At 64.8% G+C, this 18083-nt stretch carries 15 protein-coding genes; 3 read left to right on the top strand and 12 right to left on the bottom strand.

The window, feature by feature from the left end; translation table 11 throughout:
* Positions 1 to 147 precede the first annotated feature (147 nt).
* The 10 genes from ML401_RS08395 to ML401_RS08350 all read right to left on the bottom strand — a co-directional run bounded on the left by ML401_RS08395 (position 148) and on the right by ML401_RS08350 (position 14822).
* On the bottom strand, positions 148 to 579 hold the full coding sequence (locus ML401_RS08395) for an acyl-CoA thioesterase (RefSeq protein WP_211419503.1): 432 nt from the start codon (positions 577 to 579) through the stop codon (positions 148 to 150).
* An 80-nt stretch (positions 580 to 659) separates the two neighbouring features.
* Positions 660 to 1412, bottom strand: a complete 753-nt coding sequence (locus ML401_RS08390; protein WP_285811354.1) for a fatty acid desaturase CarF family protein — start codon at positions 1410 to 1412, stop codon at positions 660 to 662.
* Positions 1413 to 1467: 55 nt separating this feature from the next.
* Complete coding sequence (locus ML401_RS08385; protein WP_285811353.1) at positions 1468 to 3564, bottom strand: 3-hydroxyacyl-CoA dehydrogenase NAD-binding domain-containing protein; 2097 nt, start codon at positions 3562 to 3564, stop codon at positions 1468 to 1470.
* 2 nt (positions 3565 to 3566) lie between these two features.
* Positions 3567 to 4850 (bottom strand): acetyl-CoA C-acetyltransferase, encoded by a 1284-nt coding sequence (locus ML401_RS08380; RefSeq protein ID WP_285811351.1) that lies wholly within the window; start codon positions 4848 to 4850, stop codon positions 3567 to 3569.
* Complete coding sequence (locus ML401_RS08375) at positions 4850 to 7117, bottom strand: acyl-CoA dehydrogenase (protein WP_285811349.1); 2268 nt, start codon at positions 7115 to 7117, stop codon at positions 4850 to 4852. Before ML401_RS08375 ends, ML401_RS08380 begins: the two co-directional genes overlap by 1 nt.
* Positions 7118 to 7409: 292 nt before the next feature.
* The gene (locus ML401_RS08370) at positions 7410 to 8033 is read right to left on the bottom strand and encodes a flavin reductase family protein (protein ID WP_194406542.1); all 624 of its coding nucleotides are present in this window, start codon (positions 8031 to 8033) and stop codon (positions 7410 to 7412) included.
* Between the two features lie 143 nt (positions 8034 to 8176).
* Positions 8177 to 8776, bottom strand: coding sequence for a TetR/AcrR family transcriptional regulator (locus ML401_RS08365; protein WP_285811348.1), 600 nt, complete (start codon positions 8774 to 8776; stop codon positions 8177 to 8179).
* Positions 8777 to 8809: 33 nt separating this feature from the next.
* The gene (locus ML401_RS08360) at positions 8810 to 11947 is read right to left on the bottom strand and encodes an efflux RND transporter permease subunit (RefSeq protein WP_259218857.1); all 3138 of its coding nucleotides are present in this window, start codon (positions 11945 to 11947) and stop codon (positions 8810 to 8812) included.
* 215 nt (positions 11948 to 12162) lie between these two features.
* Positions 12163 to 13269, bottom strand: coding sequence for an efflux RND transporter periplasmic adaptor subunit (locus ML401_RS08355; RefSeq protein ID WP_194406539.1), 1107 nt, complete (start codon positions 13267 to 13269; stop codon positions 12163 to 12165).
* Positions 13270 to 13481: 212 nt separating this feature from the next.
* Positions 13482 to 14822 carry an MFS transporter gene (locus ML401_RS08350; RefSeq protein WP_211419510.1) on the bottom strand — a complete coding sequence of 447 codons (1341 nt, stop codon included), beginning with the start codon at positions 14820 to 14822 and terminating at the stop codon, positions 13482 to 13484.
* Between the two features lie 78 nt (positions 14823 to 14900).
* On the opposite strand from ML401_RS08350, the gene ML401_RS08345 reads away from it, so the two are divergent.
* Positions 14901 to 15329 (top strand): DUF2809 domain-containing protein, encoded by a 429-nt coding sequence (locus ML401_RS08345; protein WP_212065637.1) that lies wholly within the window; start codon positions 14901 to 14903, stop codon positions 15327 to 15329.
* Between the two features lie 84 nt (positions 15330 to 15413).
* On the opposite strand, the gene ML401_RS08340 is transcribed toward ML401_RS08345, so the two are convergent.
* The gene (locus ML401_RS08340; RefSeq protein ID WP_212065638.1) at positions 15414 to 16580 is read right to left on the bottom strand and encodes a winged helix-turn-helix domain-containing protein; all 1167 of its coding nucleotides are present in this window, start codon (positions 16578 to 16580) and stop codon (positions 15414 to 15416) included.
* Positions 16581 to 16694: 114 nt separating this feature from the next.
* Positions 16695 to 16949 (bottom strand): hypothetical protein, encoded by a 255-nt coding sequence (locus ML401_RS08335; protein ID WP_063196637.1) that lies wholly within the window; start codon positions 16947 to 16949, stop codon positions 16695 to 16697.
* Positions 16950 to 16983: 34 nt separating this feature from the next.
* On the opposite strand from ML401_RS08335, the gene ML401_RS08330 reads away from it, so the two are divergent.
* Positions 16984 to 17184 carry a hypothetical protein gene (locus tag ML401_RS08330; RefSeq protein WP_212065639.1) on the top strand — a complete coding sequence of 67 codons (201 nt, stop codon included), beginning with the start codon at positions 16984 to 16986 and terminating at the stop codon, positions 17182 to 17184.
* A 221-nt stretch (positions 17185 to 17405) separates the two neighbouring features.
* Positions 17406 to 18047: an OmpA family protein gene (locus ML401_RS08325; protein ID WP_211419513.1), complete on the top strand. Its 642-nt coding sequence runs from the start codon at positions 17406 to 17408 to the stop codon at positions 18045 to 18047.
* Positions 18048 to 18083: the final 36 nt, after the last annotated feature.

Here is an 18083-nt window from a genome sequence, read left to right as displayed (position 1 = left end):
CCTCGAATCGGCACGCAATTGAGTACGCCGGGACCTCATCCGTTTTATGACTGGTTCTTGACTGGTTCTAGGCGAAGCCGCGACGCAGGAACGCGTGATCGGTCATCATTCACGAAGCGGACGATGCAATATCAATGAGGCACGTCGTTACGTCGCGATGGTTGCGTCGGCCGGACGAACCGCCTGCGGGCGACCGTGTTCGTCGATCGAGACGTAGGTGAAGTTGCCGTCGGTGACGAGGAAAGGATGCTCCTCCCCGCGACGCAGCGCCCACGCTTCCAGATGCACGGTGAGCGAGGTGCGGCCCACGCGCACGATATTGGCGTAGACCGACACGAGATCGCCGACATAGACGGCTTTGCGAAAGTTCATCGCCTCGATCGCGACCGTCACGGTCCGCGACTTCGCGACCTTCGACGCAAATACGCCGCCGCCGACATCCATCTGGCTCAGCAGCCAGCCGCCGAAGATGTCGCCATTGGCGTTGGTGTCGGCAGGCATCGCCAGCGTGCGGATACAGAGATCGCCGCTTGGCCCGGTGCCTGAGCTGTTAGGGGCGTGGATTTGCGTATCGGTCATATGGCTGGTCTCCCGCGGCTCTCAGCTCTCGATACAAAGCCGCGGCGTCTTGCGCAACATCGACACGAGACAAGCTTGCGCTATCCAGCTGGTCGCGGCGCTCCGACGAGGCCGCCGGCATCGTTCAGTCTGCGTTGCCACTCCGCATCGTCGGCCCGCGGCGCGCGTCCGGTCGCCGCCGTCACCAGCCGTTCCAACCTGCTCCAAATCCGGAGACGGTCGCAGGGATAGTTGGCCCATCCATTGATGACGCAATAGCGGATGGTGTGGTCATGGTGATGACGCCAATGATGCTCGGGTGAGCAGACCAGATGCAGCCGTTGCGCGATGCGCAGGAGCGGCGGGCGGTGTGACCAGTGCGCGAGATTGTGAAAGCTCATGCCAAACAGCATGCAGGTCGCGATCACGAACCAGACGATCATCAGCGCATAAGTGAACGTGGAAACCGGAAACGACGCCGTGACGGCGGCCGCAATTCCGACCACTACGGCGCTCGGTGCCGCACCGAGCGACGCCTGGTCGAGGAAGTCGTAGAGCAGGACGTGGCCGGGATGGGTGTGATGTTCGCGCGTGATCGCGATGCCGCGGCCGAGCATCCCCTCGTCGAGCCAGGTGTCGACCACCCAATGCACCAGCCCGGAAAACAGGTCAGCGAGGAAATACCCGGCCAGGAGCGCCACGATCAGCCACGGCCAACGCAATCCCGCCGCGGGATAAGTCCCGACGAGATAGCCTGCGCAATACAGGATCACGACGACGTCGGCCCCGCAGCACAGCCGCGTGATGATGATCTCGCGCGGGGTCGCGTGCTTGAAGAACGGGATCGTCGGCATCGGCGATGCTCCCTGGGCTCCACCACCCATGATAGCATCTTTTGCCGACGACTCCCTATCGCAAACCGTCCCAGCCCGCATCCGGCGCGAAACGCCCGCCGAACCTCTCGGCGAGCCCGCGTAAGGTGGACACGACATTCTCCACGCCGCGCGTGCGCGCATAGTTCAGCGGACCGCCGCGGAACGGTGCATAACCGGTGCCGAAGATCATGGCGCCGTCGACCGCATCGGCATCGTCGACGATGCCTTCGCGAAGCGCCGCAACGCAGACGTTGGACATCGGCAGCACCAGGCGGTCGATCATCTGGTCGGTGACGCGCGGACCGGTCTCGGGGAGCGGCGCCTTCTCTGCCTTGCCGTCCTTCCAGGTGTAGAAGCCCTTGCCGGTCTTGCGGCCGAGCTCGCCCCTGGCGACCTTGTCGCGCAGCCAGGCGGGCGTCGGCGGCAGCAGGTCGCCGAACTTCGTCCGCAGCATGTCCCCGACGTCGAGGCAGATGTCGAGCCCGACCTGGTCGGCGAGCTCGATCGGCCCCATCGGCATGCCGAACTGCTCGGCTGCGGCGTCGATCAGGCGCTGGTCGATCTTCTCGTCCAGCATCACCATGGCTTCCAGCATGTAGGGCGTCAGCGTGCGGTTGACGAGGAAGCCGGGCGAGCTCTTCACAGACAATGGCAGACGGTCGATCGCACCGACGAAAGCAAGTGCGTCCTTCAGCGCCTGCGCGTCGTTGCCGTCGTGGCTGACGACCTCGACCAATTGCAGCCGCGATACCGGATTGAAGAAATGCAGGCCGACCAGGCGCTCCGGCCGCGCGAGCGTGGTGCGCAAATCTTGCAGCGGAATGCTCGACGTGTTGGTCGCAAGGATCGCGCCCGGCTTCATGCGCGGCTCGATCCCGGCATAGACCTTCTGCTTGAGCTCGAGCTTTTCCGGGACCGCCTCGATGATGAGATCCGCGTTGCGCACCCCCTCCCCGTCCATGTCGGGGATGAGGCGATCGAGCGCGTCGCGCACCTCGGTCGGCTTGCGGATGATCTTGCCATAGAGCTCGGCGGCGCGCTTCACCGCGCCTGCGATCGGCTCGGCCTTCATGTCGGCGAGCGAGACGCGAAAGCCCTGCCCGGCTATCCAAGCCGCGATATCACCGCCCATGGCGCCGGCGCCGATGACGTGGACATGCTTGATCGAGTTGCCGGAGCCTGCTGCCTTCTTCATCTGCTCGCGCAGGAAGAAGACGCGGATCAGATTCTGCGCGGTCGGCGTCACCATCAGCTTGGCGAAGGACGCCTGCTCCGCCTTCAGCATCGCGGCCTTGCTGCCGCCATGGCTCTCCCAGAGGTCGATCAGCGCGTAAGGCGCGGGATAGTGCTCGCGGGACGCGGCCTTCGCCGCCTCCGAGCGCATGCGTTTTGCGAGCAGCCCGCGCACGGGGCCGAAGTTCGCCGCGCGAGTCAGGAAGCCAGCGCGCGCCCGCTTCATCCGGCCGAACAGCGCATCCTTCACCGCGCCCCGGACATGGCGCTCCTGCGTGACGGTATCGACGAGGCCGATCGCCTTAGCCCGTCGCGCATCGATGGTGCGGCCGGTCAGCATCAAGGCCATCGACTGGGTCGGGTTGACCAGCGCAGTAAACCGCGCGGTGCCGCCGAGACCGGGATGCAGGCCGAGCATCACCTCCGGGAAGCCGAAGCGCGCGCCGTCGATGGCGATGCGCGACTGGCAGGCCAGCGCAACCTCGAGCCCGCCGCCGAGACAGAAGCCGTGGATGACCGCGACCGTCGGCAATTTGAGCGCTTCGAGATGATCGACCACCGCATGCGCGGCCCGGATACGGGTCTCCACCACTTCCGGGTCGGACGCGCCACGGAACTCGTTGACGTCGGCGCCCGCGATGAAGCCGGACGGCTTTGCGGAGCGGATCACGAGGCCGGCCGGGCGCTCGGTCTCGATCGCCGCGAGCGCGGCGTCGAACTCCTCCATCACGTCGGACGAGAGCGTATTGGCGCTGGCATCAGCGCGGTCGAACAGCAGCCAGGCGACGCCGTCTTCATCGCGGGTGAGCTTGAAATGCTTGTACGGACTGTCCGGCGCGGGCTTGGGCCCCAGTTCCACGACGCGGTCGCCGAGCGCGGTCATGATCTTCGAATCCATGGTCACACCGCCTCGATCAGCATGGCCCCGCCGAGCCCGCCGCCGATGCATTCGGTGGCGACGCCCCGCCGCGTGCCGAGCCGCTTCATCGCGTTGACGAGATGCAGCACGATGCGGTTGCCGGAGGTGCCGACGGGATGGCCCAGCGAGATCGCCCCGCCGTCGACGTTGAGCTTGTCACGCTCGATCTCACCCGCCGCGCCGTCGAGACCAAGGATCTCACGGCAGAATTTGTCGTCGTTCCAGGCCGCGAGACAGCCCAGCACCTGGGTGGCGAAAGCCTCGTTCAGCTCCCAGGTCTCGACATCCTTGATGGTAAGGCCGTTGCGCTGGAGCAGCGGTGTCGCCGACATCACCGGACCGAGCCCCATGATCGCAGGGTCGAGCGCGGCCCAGTTGCTGTCGACGATCGCGGCTTTCGGCGTGAGCTTGTGCTTGGCGACTGCGGCATCGGAGGCGAGGATCACCCAGGAGGCGCCGTCGGTGATCTGCGAGGAATTGCCGGCGGTGACCTGGCCCCAGGGGCGCTCGAACACCGGCTTCAGCTTTGCCAGCGTCTCCGCCGTGGAGTCCGGCCGCACGCCATCGTCACGGTCGAAGAACTTGCCGTCGCGCGAGAACGCAGTTTCGACCTCGCCCTTGAGATATCCCGCGCCTTGCGCGTGCGCGAGCCGGCGATGGCTCTCGGCAGCATAGGCGTCGGCCTGTACGCGGGTGATGCCGAAGAGATGGCCGACGACCTCGGCAGTCTGGCCCATGTTGAGGTCGGTGACGGGATCGGTCAGCCCGCGCTCGAGGCCGATGATCGGCTTGAGATCGCGCGGGCGCAGCTTGAAAGCAGCGGCGAGCTTGGCGGCCACGCCCTTCGCGGTGGCGAGGCCGGCGAACCAGCGCACGCCGGAATTCGGCCAGACCAGCGGCGCGTGGCTCAGCGCCTCGGTGCCGCCGGCAAGGATCATGTCGGCATGGCCTTCGCGGATATAGCGGTAGGCCGTGTCGATCGACTGCATGCCCGAACCGCAATTGATCTGCACCGTGAAGGCGACCATGTCCTCGCCCATGCCGAGCCGGAGCGCCGCGACGCGGGCCGGATTCATCTCGTCCGCGATCACGTTGACGCAGCCGAGGATGACCTGGTCGAAGCTGTCGGGCGAAAACGGCTGGCGCGCCAGCAGCGGCCGGCCGCATTGCACGGCGAGATCGACCGGCGTGAACGGGCCGGGGCCCGAACGCGCCTTCAGAAACGGCGTCCGGCTGCCGTCGACTATGAATACCGGTCGTGCCATCAGCTCGCCGCCCTCTGGTCACCGAGTTCCTGGAAGAACTGATGCACATTGACGGTTTTCTTGTAAATCGGCGACAGGGCTTCCGGCGCAAAATCGTCGACCTCGATCACTTCGGTGACGGCCCTGTGAGCAGCGGCCAGTTGCTCGCCCTCGGCCTGCGTGATCACACCCTTGGTGACGGCTTCCTTCCAGTCGCGGATATGCGCCGCGCGCATGCGCTTGGCGATCGCATCGGTGCCCACGACCAGCTTGAACGCACGCTCCAGCCGGGCAAAGCCGCCGTCGTCGTCGACATGGGCCAGATCCGGCGTCAGGCGCTCGCGCGCCGCCGACGACTCCAGCACGATGGCAGCGCATTGGTGCACGACGCGGTCGGACGGACCGAGCACGCGCGCGCCGAACGGCTGGACGACGAGCTTGAGGAAGCCGGCGACGAAGCGGTTCGGCAGGTTGGCGAGGATTTCGGCGAGCCGGTTCTCGATCGTCCTGAAGCCGCTCGCCATGCACCATTCCAGCGCGGCAAAGTCCTCCTTCTGCCGACCTTCGTCCTGCCAGCGCTTCAGCGCGGCGGAGAGCAGATACAGCTCGGACAGGATGTCAGCGAAGCGCGCCGACAGCATCTCCTTGCGCTTGAGCGCGCCGCCGAGCGTCAGCAGCGCCATGTCGGCGCAAAGCGCGAAGGCCGCCGAATAGCGCGAGAGCTGGCGATAGAACGGCGTGGCGTCGCCGGCGTCAGGCGCCATCGCGAAGGCGCCAAAGGTCCAGCTTCGGCCGAAGGCACGGAATAGCGTCTGGAAACTATGGCCGACATGCTTCCAGAAGGCTTTGTCGAATGCGGTGAGGCCACGCTCGCGATCAGTGTCCGCGAGCGCGTTCATCTCGTCGAGCAGATAAGGATGCGCGCGGATCGCGCCCTGCCCGAACACGATGAGATTGCGTGTCAGGATGTTGGCACCTTCGACCGTAATCCCGACCGGCACGGCTCGGTGCAGATTGCCGAGATAGTTTTGCGGACCGTCGATCACAGCCTTGCCGCCGTGGATGTCCATGGCGTCGTCGATCGCGGTGCGCATCCGCTCGGTCGCGTGCAGCTTCATGATGCCGGAGATGACGGCGGGATGGACCCCGGCATTCAGCGCCGCGCAGGTCAGCCGGCGCGCCGCATCGAGCTGGTAGGCGGTCGCCACGATGCGCGCGAGCGGCTCTTCCACGCCTTCGAATTTCGAGATGGAGATGCCGAACTGTTCGCGGATACGGGCATAGGCGCCGGTGGTGCGCGCCGCATAAGCGGCCCCCGCGGCAGAGAGTGACGGCAGCGAGATGCCGCGGCCGGCGGCAAGCGCGGTCATCAGCATCTTCCAGCCCTGCCCCAGCCGCTCCTTGCCGCCGATGACGTAGTCCAGGGGGATAAAGACGTCACGTCCCCGGTTCGGCCCGTTCTGGAACACCTGCATCGACGGCAGATGGCGATGGCCGATCTCGACGCCGGGCAGATCGGTCGGGATCAGCGCGACGGTAATGCCGAGCTCTTCCTGATTGCCGACGAGATGCTCGGGATCATAGGCCTTGAAGGCAAGGCCGAGCAGCGTCGCGACGGGCCCGAGCGTGATGTAGCGCTTGTGCCAGTTGAGCCTCAGCCCGATGACCTCGCGGCCGTCGAACTCTCCCTTGCAGATGACGCCGCTGTCAACCATCGAGGCGGCATCGGAGCCGGCTTCCGGGCTGGTGAGGCCGAAGCAGGGAATGTCGCGGCCGTCGGCGAGGCGCGGCAGCCAGCGTTCCTGCTGCTCCTTTGTGCCGAAGCGCATCAGGAGCTCGCCGGGGCCGAGCGAGTTCGGCACCATCACGGTGACGGCGGCCGCGATCGAGCGGGTCGAGATCTTGCGCACCACTTCCGAATGGGCATAGGGCGAGAAGCCGAGACCGCCAAATTCCTTCGGGATGATCATGCCGAAGAATTTCTCGCGCTTGACGAAGTGCCAGACGTCCTGCGGCAGGTCGCGCCATTCCCAAAAGATCTTCCACTCGTCGAGCATGGCGCAGAGCTCGTCGACGGGCCCGTTGAGGAAGGCCCGCTCCTCCTCGGTCAATTTGGCTGGCGCAATTTTCAGCAGCTCCGACCAATCGGGATTGCCTGTGAAGAGATCGGCGTCCCACCAGACGTCGCCAGCCTCGAGCGCCTCGCGCTCGGTGTCGGACATCGCCGGCAGCACGCCGCGCGCCCAGGAGAAGATCGGCTTCGTGATGTTGTCGCGGCGGAAGCTCATGGCTGACCTCGTGCATCGGCGCGGTTATCGGGCATTTTAGCGGAAACTGGCTGGCGGAGGCGAACATCTCGCCTGCAAAATTTGACGCGGCCGGGCGGGCCCCGGACCATAACGGCCAGGGTGCGCGGGCAGTTCCGGGAGGGGAATGGGGCTAGATGTCTCCCCACGCCGTTCCGGGGCACGCGAAGCGTGAGCTAATCCATCGCGCCGCAATGTTTGTCGATAAATGGATTCCGGGCTCGCGCCTGACGGCGCGCCCCGGAATGACGGCGTGGAGAGCGAAGCGGCGGCCTTAATCCGGCCGCACCATCTCGAACATGTTTTCGGGCTTGATCTCGAAATAATCGCCGCGGCGGCCGGCGCGGACGATCGGGCGGGCGGCGGCGGTCTGGTAGACGCCGTCCTTGATCATGGCCTTGTCGATGTGGACCGCGACGACCTCACCCAGCGTCAGCCAGGCGTCGGCCTCCTTGCCGTCGGCGCCCTTGAGCCGGATGATGTCGGACACCTTGCATTCGAAGGCGACGGGGCTCTCGCCGACGCGCGGCACGTTGACGAGCTTGCCGGGCACCGCGGTGAGGCCTGCGACCTCGAACTCGTCGACTTCGGGCGCGACATGCGCAGCGGTCGCATTCATGTGCTTGGCAAGGTCCATCGTGGCGAGATTCCAGACGAATTCGCCGGTCTGCTGGATGTTCTCCACCGTGTCCTTCCAGTTGGTGGAGGAGAAGCCGATGATCGGCGGCACGTAGCAGAACGCGTTGAAGAAGCTGTAGGGCGCGAGGTTGACGTGGCCCTTGGCGTCACGGGAGGAGATCCAGCCGATCGGCCGCGGCGCGATGATGGCGTTGAAGGGATCGTGCTTGAGGCCGTGGCCCTTGGAGGGCTCGTAGAAATACAGGTCTTTGTCCGTCACCGCGGAATCTTTCCTGGTCCTGGTAGCCCGGATGGAGCGAAGCGTAATCCGGGTCCGCCAGCGCAACGCTGAACCATCCCGGATTTCGCTTCGCTCCATCCGGGCTACGTCAGCTTGCTTATAGGAAAGATTTGCCCGCCCTGTCAGTGCCGCGGCGACAGACCCGCGATGACGAAATCGATCATCTGGTCGATGTTCGGGCCCGGCTTGGTGGCGCATTGGGCGATCATCTGGGGGTGGAAGAAGCGCATCATCGCGGTGCACGAGCAGAGCGCGGCCAGTTGCAGGTCGGGCGCCTCGAACTCACCGGAGGCGACGCCTTGCGCGATCATCTGGCCGACCATTCCGGCGACGCATTCCATGTGGTTGACGCAGACGTCCCAGTCCTCCTGCATCGCGATCTCGACCATCTCATGCAGCTTGTTGTCGCCGACATAGCGCTCGGTGTTCATGCGATGGATGGTGGTGAGGAGCTCGCGGAAGCGCTCCAGCACGGGCCCCGGCCTTGCCACGATCCGCTGCGCTTCGAGCTCCACCTCGCCCATGAGCGAGCGGGCCACCGCCTGATGGATCGCCTTCTTCGATTCGAAGAAGCGATACACGTTGGCGGGGCTCATCCTGAGCTCCTTGGCGATGTCGCCGACCGTGGTCTTCTGGTAGCCGATCTGGCGGAACAGCCGTTCGGCCACCTCGAGGATACGATCCCGGGTGTCGCCTTCGATATGTTCCGAAATAAGGGCCATCGATCAGGACTCGTTCGTCAGCAGTCTTCTCATTTATTCAGCCGCTTCAGCAAGCGGAATTGCGTGGGGGTCATCGCTCCCATGCTGCGGCGCGGCAGGCTGTTCCGGCGTACCGGCCTCGTCCAGGCTCTTCCTGAACCACAGCGCATAGAGGCCCGGCAGGTACAAGAGGGTCAGGAACGTCGCAACGAACAAGCCACCCATGATGGTGATCGCCATCGGACCCCAGAAGGCCGATCGGGACAGCGGGATCATGGCGAGGATGGCGGCGAGCGCCGTCAGCACCACCGGACGGGCGCGGCGGACGGTCGCCTCCACGATCGCCTCGCGCCGGGTCAGGCCGTGGGAGACGTCGGTCTCGATCTGGTCGACCAGGATGACCGTGTTGCGCATGATCATGCCGGCGAGCGCGATCAGGCCGAGCAGCGCCACGAAGCCGAACGGGGCATTGGCGACGTTGAGGCCGAGCGAGGCGCCGACGATGCCGAGCGGCGCGGTCAGGAACACCAGGATCAGGCGGGAGAAGCTCTGCAGCTGGATCATCAGCAGCGTCAGCATCACCATGACCATCACCGGGAAGAGGATGAATATCGAGGCGTTGCCCTTGGCGGATTCCTCGAACGCGCCGCCCGCCTCGATACGGTAGGCCGGCTCGAGGTGGTCCTTGATCGCCTTCAGCTTCGGCGTGATCTGGTTGGTGACGTCGGGCGCCTGCACGCCGTCGACGACGTCGGAGCGCACGGTGATCGCCATGTCGCGGTTGCGCCGCCACATGATCGGCTCCTCGTGCGCATACTCGATCTTGGCGATCTGCTGCAGCGGCACGGCAACGCCATTGCGCGAGGTGATGGTGAGGTCGCCGACGCCGCCGAGGTCGAGGCGCTCGGACGAGACCGCACGGGCGACCACGCCGACCTTCTCGATGCCGTCGCGCACGGTCGTGACCTGCGAGCCCGAGATCAGCATCGCGAGCGCCTGTGAGACGTCCTGCGGGGTCAGGCCCATGGCGCGGGCACGATCCTGGTCGACGACGAGCTTGAGGAAAGGCGACTGCTCGTTCCAGTCGAGCTGGACATCCTTGACGCTCTTGTTCTGCCGCATGACGTCGCGGACCTGGTAGGCGATCTCGCGCACGGTGTTGGCGTCGGGGCCGATCACGCGGAACTGCACGGGGAAGCCGACGGGCGGACCGAAATTGAAGCGGTCGACGCGCACGCGCGCCTCGGACAGGAAGCCCTCGGCAGCCGCGTTCTCGATCTTGGCCTTGATGCGCTCGCGCGCCTCGACGCCCTTGGCCACGATGACGATCTCGGCAAAGGCCTCGTTCGGCAGCTGCGGATTGAGGCCGAGCCAGAAGCGCGGCGAGCCCTGGCCGACATAGGACGTATAGGTCTCGATGTCCTTGTCGTCCTTCAGCAGCGTCTCGGCCTTCTTCACCGCCTTTTCGGTGACGTTGAAGGCGGTGCCCTCGGGCAGGCGCAGCTGGAAGAACAGCTCGGGCCGCTCCGACAGCGGGAAGAATTGCTGCTGGACATGGCCGAACCCGACGATCGAGGCGATGAAGACGCCGACGGTCGCGGCCACCACGGTGATGCGGTGGTTGACGCACCATTGCACGATGGCGCGCAGGCCCCGATACATGCGGGTCTCGTAGACCGCGTGCGGATCGTGGTTGTGGTGCGCCTTCATCTCCGGCAGCAGCTTGACGCCGATATAGGGCGTGAAGATCACCGCCACGAACCAGGAGGCGACCAGGGCGATCGCAACGATCCAGAAGATGCTGCCGGCATATTCGCCGACCGCGGAATTGGCAAAGCCGATGGGGAGGAAGCCAGCGGCCGTGACCAGCGTTCCCGTGAGCATCGGAAACGCAGTTGATTCCCAGGCAAACGACGCCGCACGCATGCGGTCCCAGCCCTGCTCCATCTTCACCACCATCATCTCGACCGCGATGATGGCGTCGTCGACGAGCAGGCCGAGCGCGATGATCAGCGCGCCGAGCGTGATGCGGTGCAGGTCGAGCGACATCATGTTCATGACGACGAAGACGATGCCGAGCACCAAAGGCACCGACAGCGCGACCACGATGCCGGTGCGCCAGCCCAGCGCCAGGAACGAGACGAACAGCACGATGACGAGCGCTTCCATGAAGGAGTGCACGAACTCGCCGACGGCGTGCTCGACCACCTTTGGCTGGTCGGCGATCAGCTTGACGTCGATGCCCTGCGGCACCGCCTTCATGAAGTCGGCCGTCGCCTTCTCGACCTCCTTGCCGAGCTCGAGGATATTGGCGCCCTTGGCAGTGACGACGCCGATGCCGATCGCGGCCTTGCCTTCCTGGCGGACGACGAAGCTCGGCGGATCGACATAGCCGTGGGTGACGGTGGCGATATCCCCCAAGCGGAACACGCGACCGTTGCTCTCGACCGGCGTTTCGGCGACGGCCTTGGCACCGTCGAGCGCGCCGGTGACACGCAGCGGCACGCGCTGCGCGGAGGTCTCGACCGTGCCGGCGGGGGTCACGTTGTTCTGCTTGGCGAGCGAATCGAACAGCGCCTGCGGCGTGATGCCGAGGGTGGCGAGCTTGGCGTGGCTGAACTCGACGAAGATGCGCTCGTCCTGGTTGCCGTAGACGTCGACCTTGGTCACACCGGGCACCTTCAGGAGCCGCTGGCGAAAACCTTCCGAAACCTTCTTGAGCTGGGCGTAGTCGGCGCCGTCGCCGGTCATCATGTAGAGAATGGAATCGACGTCGGAAAACTCGTCGTTGACGACGGGTCCGAGAATGCCCGACGGCAGCTGGCCCTGCACGTCGACCAGCTTCTTGCGCAAGAGATAGAAGAGATACGGCACGTCCTTCGGCGGCGTCGAGTCGCGGAAGGTCACCTGGAGCGCGGTGAAGGCGGGCTTGGAATAGGTCTGCACCTTCTCGAAATAGGGCAGCTCCTGGATCTTCTTCTCGATGGGATCGGCGACCTGCGTCTGCATCTCCTGCGCGGTCGCGCCCGGCCAGATCACGGAGACGTTGACCACCTTCACCGTGAAGAACGGATCCTCAGCCCGGCCGAGCTTCTCATAGGAGAAGAATCCGGCGACGCCGAGAATGATCATGAGGAAGAGAACCAGCGTCGGATGGCTGACGGCCCAGGCCGAAAGGTTGAAGCGCTTCATCGCTCTCTCCGAAAAGACGATCCAGTTGCCAAAGACACGACAGCCACTCTGTTCAATCCGTCGTCGCGAGGCAGCGAAGCAATCCAGGGGGCTGGGCAAGTTCTGGATCGCTTCGCCGCTTCAGCCTTTGCTTAGGGACAAAGGCCGAAACTCACCTCACACGACGTAACTCATTCTCTTGTCACTCCGGCGCGCATCGCCCGGAATGACAAAAATTAAAACGACAGTGACGACACGACCCGCACCCGCTGGCCCGGATCGAGCTTCTGCACCCCGAGGGCAACGATCTTGGCGCCCTCATCCACGCCGCTGGTGATGAGCACGTCGTTGCTCTCGTAGGACTTCACCGTCACCGGCTTCAAGGTGAGCGCGCCGTTGTCGTCGACGACGTAGAAGGACGGCTTGCCGCCCTCGTTGAACAGCGCCGACAGCGGCAGTCGCGCGACGCGCTCGGTCGCGGCGTCCGACAGCGTCAGCGTCGCGGTCATGCCGAGCGCGACCTTGTCGTCGGCCTCGGGCAGCGAGAATTTCGCAAGATAGGTGCGCGTGGCCGGATCGGCCGTCGGCGCGATCTCGCGCAGCTTGGCCGCATATTTCTTGTCCGGCTCGGACCAAAGAGTGACGCTGGCGACGCCCGACTTGGCGCGTCCAACCAGCGTCTCAGGGATCGCGACGACCGCTTCCTTCTCGGCAAAGCGGGCGACACGGATCGAAGCCTGGCCCGCGGCGACCACCTGGCCGGGCTCGATCAGCGTTGCGGTGACGACGCCCCGGGCGTCGGCAGCAAGCGTCGCGTAGGAAAGGGAGTTCTTGCTCAGCTCGAGCGCGCGCTCGGCGCGGTTCAGGCGCGCGCGGGCTTCGTCCGCAGCGGCGCGGCTCGAATCCATCTGCGCATCCGTGGTCCAGCCCTTGGCCTTCAAATCCTTGGCGCGCTGCTCGGCGGCGGCGGCCTGGGCCAGCACGCCGGTCGCGGCGGTCTGCTCGGCCAGTGCCTGCTCGGCCTGCAGCTTCAGATCGACTTCATCGAGGGTCGCGAGCGGCTGGCCGATTTCGACGGTCTGGCCGACTTCGACGAGGCGCTTGGCGACCTTGCCGGCGACGCGGAAGCCGAGATCGCTCTCGATCCGGGGCCTGACGGTGCCGACGAAACTGCGTTCCGGGGTCTCGGCATCATAATGCGCGGTTGCGACCAGAACCGGCCGCGGCGGCTCGGCCTTCTCGGCGACGGTATCATTGCACCCGGCCAGGGCCGCGGCCATCAGGGCCAGCGACACGCCTGCCAATAGCCTGGAATAGCTCGACAAAACCGACCGGACGAACATCGAAGGACACTCCTGCAGCTCGAATGAGAGGAATGTCGACTAATCACTGATAAAAGTCAATAATCGTCAGTCATCAGGAATACGTGATCGTTAAGAGGGTGGACGACTTGATGATGACGACCTGTTGCGCCTCAACGCGCAATGTTGGTGTTTTCGGGCTGGCTCACAGAGAAGCGCCGACGCAGATTAGCCGGTAGCTTGGACGGTGCGCTCTACCGCCCCTGCCCGGCGAACTCGTGCTTGGTCTCGTGGCCGCCGATGAACACCAGGATGCCGGCGAGAAGAGGCAGCACGGCGAGCACCAGGAGGCCGGTCGAGGTCTGTCCCGTCGCCTCCTTGACCCAGCCGATCAGATACGGCCCGCCGAAGCCGGCGAGGTTGCCGATCGAGTTGATCAGGGCGATGCCGCCGGCGGCGGCCGTGCCGGAGAGCCAGGCGGTCGGCAGGGTCCAGAACACGCCGAAGCAGCAGAACACGCCGATCGCGGCCACCGTCAGCACCACCATCGTCATGGTGGGATCGGTGAGGTAGCTGGAGACGGCGAGCGCGACGGCGGTGAGCAGCAACGGCGCACCGACATGCATGACCCGCTCGCGCGTGGCGTCGGAGTGCCGCGCCCACAGGATCATGGCGATGGTGCCGAACAGATAGGGGATCGCGGTGACGAAGCCGGTCTGCGCGTTGGTCAGCCCGAACGCCTTGACGATCTGCGGCAGCCAGAACTGCATGCCATAGAGCGCCCCGACGAAGCCGAAATAGATCAGGCTGAGCGCGATCACCTTCGGCGAGGACAGCGCTTCGCCGAGCGAGACATGCTTCACGGCCTGCTTGGCCGCGATTTCCGAATCGAGCTTCGCCTTGAGCCAGGCCTTCTGCTCGGCCGAGAGCCAGTCTGCCTTCTCCGGCTTGTCGGTGAGATAGAACCAGGTGACGATGCCGAGCAGCACGGAGGGGATACCCTCGATGATGAACAGCCACTGCCAGCCCTTCAGGCCCATCATGCCGTCGAGCCCGAGCAAGAGGCCGGAGATCGGCGCGCCGATCACGGTCGAGACCGGCACCGCGATGGCGAAGGCCGCCAGGAAGCGGGCGCGATATTCGGCCGGATACCAATAGGTGAGATAGAGGATGATGCCGGGGAAGAATCCGGCTTCGGCGACACCGAGCAGGAAGCGCAGGACGTAAAAGCTCGTCACGCCGCTGACCACCGCCATCAGGGCGGAGATGATGCCCCAGGTCACCATAATGCGGGCGATCCAGCGGCTGGCTCCGAACTTCTCCAGCGCCAGATTGCTCGGCACCTCGAAGATGAAATAGCCGATGAAGAAGATGCCGGCGCCCCAGGAGAAGATCAGCGGCGTGAACTTCAGCTCGGCATTCATGGTCAGCGCGGCGAAGCCGAGATTGACGCGGTCGAGATAGGAGAAGAAGTAGGCCAGCACCAGGAAAGGAATCAGGCGCCAGGAGATGGCACGGATCGTCGATGTTTCGATTTCGCTCTTGGCGTTGTTGGCGCCGCCGGCGGAACCGGCATCGATGGTGGTCTGGCTCATGGCTTCCCCCTGGTTGTTGCTTTTGTGGGCTGGTGTGCGGTTTTCAGCATCGCAGACGAAGAGTCAATGGAGCGAGCAATGCACGGGACGCAGCCGGATCAAGCCATTGCGCCGCTCCGGACATCGCTGATCCGCGCGGCTCTCGCGTCGATCGTCATCGCCTGCGGACTGGCCTTGCGCTGGTACGGCTTTCCACTCGGCCTGCCCGCGTTCGTCGTGAAATACGGCGGCTCGCTCTTGTGGGCCACGATGGTGTTTCTGCTGGCCGGAGCTTTGCTGCCGCGACTCACGCGGACGCAGATTGCAGCCATCGCGGCCATCATCGCCATCGTCGTGGAATTCTCCCGGCTGGTGCACACGCCATGGCTCGACGCATTCCGACTGACGACGGCCGGCGCGCTGCTCCTGGGGCGAATCTTCTCGCTGTGGAATGTGGTGGCGTATGCGATGGGGATTGCATTCGGCGTGTGGATCGATCGATTCGCCGAAAGGCGTAGGGCGGATTAGCGGAGCGTAATCCGCCTCTGCTCTCTTCGCTGCGACGGCCGTGGCGGATCACGCCTTCGGCTAATCCGTCCTACGAAGTCGCAGCTACTCCGCCAGCTGAAACCGTTCGAAGCGATCGAGCTCCTCCTCGATGCCCTGCTTGAGCGCCTTGCGCCCCGCCGTGTTCTTGCCCTGCCCGACCCAGGTCCATTTCTGCATCAAGAGCTTCCTGGCCTGCCGATCGGTCTTCAGATCGAGCGCGGCCACGATCTCGTCGCCGACCAGCACGGGCAGCGCGAAATAACCGAGCTTGCGCTTCGCCTTCGGCACATAGGCCTCGAACAGATGGTTGTAGCCGAAGATGAGATTGGTGCGCTTGCGCTGGATGATCAGGGGATCGAACGGCGAGAGGATGTGGACGAGGTCTGGCGAGACCATCTCACCATTCCCCTCGAGCGCGGCCGGCGCCGCCCAATGTTCCTGCTTGCCGGCGCCGTCGATCGCAACAGGCACGAGCTCGCCGCGGCGCACGCGCGAGGCGATCAGACCGGCCACCGCCTTCTTGCGCGGCGCATCGAGATGGCAGATGGAATCGAGGCTGACTACGCCTTGCGAGCGCAATGCGCGATCGAGCAGATAGGCCGTGATCTCCCTGGCCGAGGCCGGCCTCGGCAGCTTGTCCCAGCCGAAATGACGCGTCATCAGCTCATAGGTCTTCAGCATGCCCTGCCGCTCGCTGATGGTGACGGCGCCGGTATAGAAGGCGAGCTGCAGCGCCCGCTTCGAAGGCTTGCGGCTCTGCCACAAATGCTCCTTCTCGGTGAGCACGTCATCCTCGATGTCGCGGATCGTCAGCGGACCGGCTCGCACCAGCCGCATCACCTTGCGCGTGTCGGCCGGCTTCACCGAAGCGAACCATTTGTGCCCCTCGCGCCGATGCTCGCGCATCGCCGGCAGGAACATGCGGAAGTCGCCGGTCGGCACGTAAGCGAGCGCATGCGTCCAATATTCGAACACGCTTCTGTCGACGCTCTGGGCATGACGCAGATCGGCGCGGCGATAGGACGGAATCCGGCTGAACAGGATGTGATGATGGCAGCGCTCGATGACGTTGATGGTGTCGATCTGCACGTAGCCGAGATGAGCGACCGCGTCCGCAACGGCCTGCGCTCCCTCGCCGAACGGGGCGCGCTCATCCAGCCGCTGGGCGTGCAGCCAGATCTGCCGGGCCTGTTTCGTCGAGAGGGGATGGGGTTTGGGCGGGCGTGACATTGCAGAACGCAATGTAGCGGGATTCGCGCCGGGAGAAAGCGGTGGTCCAGAACCGACAAAGAAAAAGCCGCGCTGCCATCTGCTGACAGCGCGGCTGTTCGATGTCGCCGAGGCCTACTTCGCCATCATGGCCTTCTGCGACTTCATGTAGTGCATGCAGGCGCTCTTCATCTTGCCATTGCTCATGTCGGTGTTGGCCATGGCCATTTCCTTGTTCGACGCCATCTTGGCCGGTGTGTCGGGCGTGCCCCCCATCATCGCGGCGGACTTCATCATGTTGTCCTTGGTGCACGCCATCATCGCGGCGGACGCGGGGGACAGCGAAAGGGTGAACGCGACAAAGGCGGCGGCCGTGAGCAAGATCTTCATCTAAAAGTCTCCTCCGTAAAACGAAACCGGCGTCATGCCGGCCTTCGCAATTACGTATTCTCGCGCGCTGACGTTTCGCGGAGAAGATAATTTTCTTGCTGCGGTGCGAAAGCAGACGGTCAAGGCGCGCACCGGGCCGATTTCCTGCTCACGGCCGGACCGCGCGGCGACGCGGTCCAAGACCCTGCGCATCGCAAAAGGTGATTTCAATCACATCGGGCCCGGCGCCGCGTGAACCTATTCCGGAGAGAATGCGACCACTTCTATTGGGACGAACGACTCCGCTCCCGACACGGCGCAGAAACGTGCCCGTTCACCGCCCGAACGCCGGAAAATGCACGAGAACAGGCCTGGACGCGGTGTCGTCACCGTGACCAAGATCACATCGGGCCCTTTGAACCCGACCTATGCTCGCAGCATCAAATCGCTATCAGGCGTAACAGCGAGGATACGACAATGACCCGTTTTGATAAGTTCTTTGGACTGAAGGCGATAACTCTCTCCGCCGCGCTGTCGATGACGGCGGGCCTGGCTCTGGCCGGCGACAGCAATGTCACCACTGGCCAGATCCTGGATGCACTGAAGCCGAAGCCGGCAACCCGCGGCCTGTCCGTCGGTCCGCAGGCCGACACGACCGTGCAGGCCAAGGAAGCGACCTTCCTGAATACCGTGCGCAACCGCTCGACCCGCTCGCTCTCGACGGGCGAGCGTGAGCAGATCGCCGAGCTCGCCGCGACCAAGCCGAAAATCGACCTGGAAATCCAGTTCGACTACAACTCGGCCGATATTGCCAAGACGTCGGTGCCCTCGGTGCAGGCGCTGGGCAAGGCTCTGTCCGATCCGGCGCTCAAGGGCTCGACCTTCGTGGTCGCCGGCCACACCGACGCAACCGGCGGCGAGGCCTACAATCAAGGCCTGTCCGAACGGCGCGCCGACACCATCAAGAAGTACCTGGTGCAGAACTACGGCCTCAACGGCACCGATCTCGTCACCGTCGGCTACGGCGAGACCAAGCTGAAGGATACCGCCAACGGCGCCGACCCGATCAACCGCCGCGTCCAGGTCGTGAACATGGACACCAAGACCGCGTCGAAATGATCTGATGACAACCCTCGCCTGCCGGCCCTCCGGCAG

It is taken from the genome of Bradyrhizobium sp. 62B (assembly GCF_030272265.2).
GTDB lineage: Bacteria > Pseudomonadota > Alphaproteobacteria > Rhizobiales > Xanthobacteraceae > Bradyrhizobium.
Note: the sequence above shows the minus strand (reverse complement) of the source record. Positions and strands in the feature narration are given on the sequence as shown.

Excerpts from the sequence above, each read along its gene's own strand:
- ML401_RS08380 (WP_285811351.1), bottom strand. The coding sequence starts at position 4,850 with ATGGCACGACCGGTATTCATAGTCGACGGCAGCCGGACGCCGTTTCTG.
- ML401_RS08395 (WP_211419503.1), bottom strand. The coding sequence starts at position 579 with ATGACCGATACGCAAATCCACGCCCCTAACAGCTCAGGCACCGGGCCA.
- ML401_RS08355 (WP_194406539.1), bottom strand. The coding sequence starts at position 13,269 with ATGTTCGTCCGGTCGGTTTTGTCGAGCTATTCCAGGCTATTGGCAGGC.
- ML401_RS08325 (WP_211419513.1), top strand. The coding sequence starts at position 17,406 with ATGACCCGTTTTGATAAGTTCTTTGGACTGAAGGCGATAACTCTCTCC.
- ML401_RS08360 (WP_259218857.1), bottom strand. The coding sequence starts at position 11,947 with ATGAAGCGCTTCAACCTTTCGGCCTGGGCCGTCAGCCATCCGACGCTG.
- ML401_RS08385 (WP_285811353.1), bottom strand. The coding sequence starts at position 3,564 with ATGGATTCGAAGATCATGACCGCGCTCGGCGACCGCGTCGTGGAACTG.
- ML401_RS08365 (WP_285811348.1), bottom strand. The coding sequence starts at position 8,776 with ATGGCCCTTATTTCGGAACATATCGAAGGCGACACCCGGGATCGTATC.
- ML401_RS08350 (WP_211419510.1), bottom strand. The coding sequence starts at position 14,822 with ATGAGCCAGACCACCATCGATGCCGGTTCCGCCGGCGGCGCCAACAAC.
- ML401_RS08345 (WP_212065637.1), top strand. The coding sequence starts at position 14,901 with ATGCACGGGACGCAGCCGGATCAAGCCATTGCGCCGCTCCGGACATCG.
- ML401_RS08375 (WP_285811349.1), bottom strand. The coding sequence starts at position 7,117 with ATGAGCTTCCGCCGCGACAACATCACGAAGCCGATCTTCTCCTGGGCG.
- ML401_RS08335 (WP_063196637.1), bottom strand. The coding sequence starts at position 16,949 with ATGAAGATCTTGCTCACGGCCGCCGCCTTTGTCGCGTTCACCCTTTCG.
- ML401_RS08390 (WP_285811354.1), bottom strand. The coding sequence starts at position 1,412 with ATGCCGACGATCCCGTTCTTCAAGCACGCGACCCCGCGCGAGATCATC.
- ML401_RS08330 (WP_212065639.1), top strand. The coding sequence starts at position 16,984 with ATGCCGGCCTTCGCAATTACGTATTCTCGCGCGCTGACGTTTCGCGGA.
- ML401_RS08340 (WP_212065638.1), bottom strand. The coding sequence starts at position 16,580 with ATGTCACGCCCGCCCAAACCCCATCCCCTCTCGACGAAACAGGCCCGG.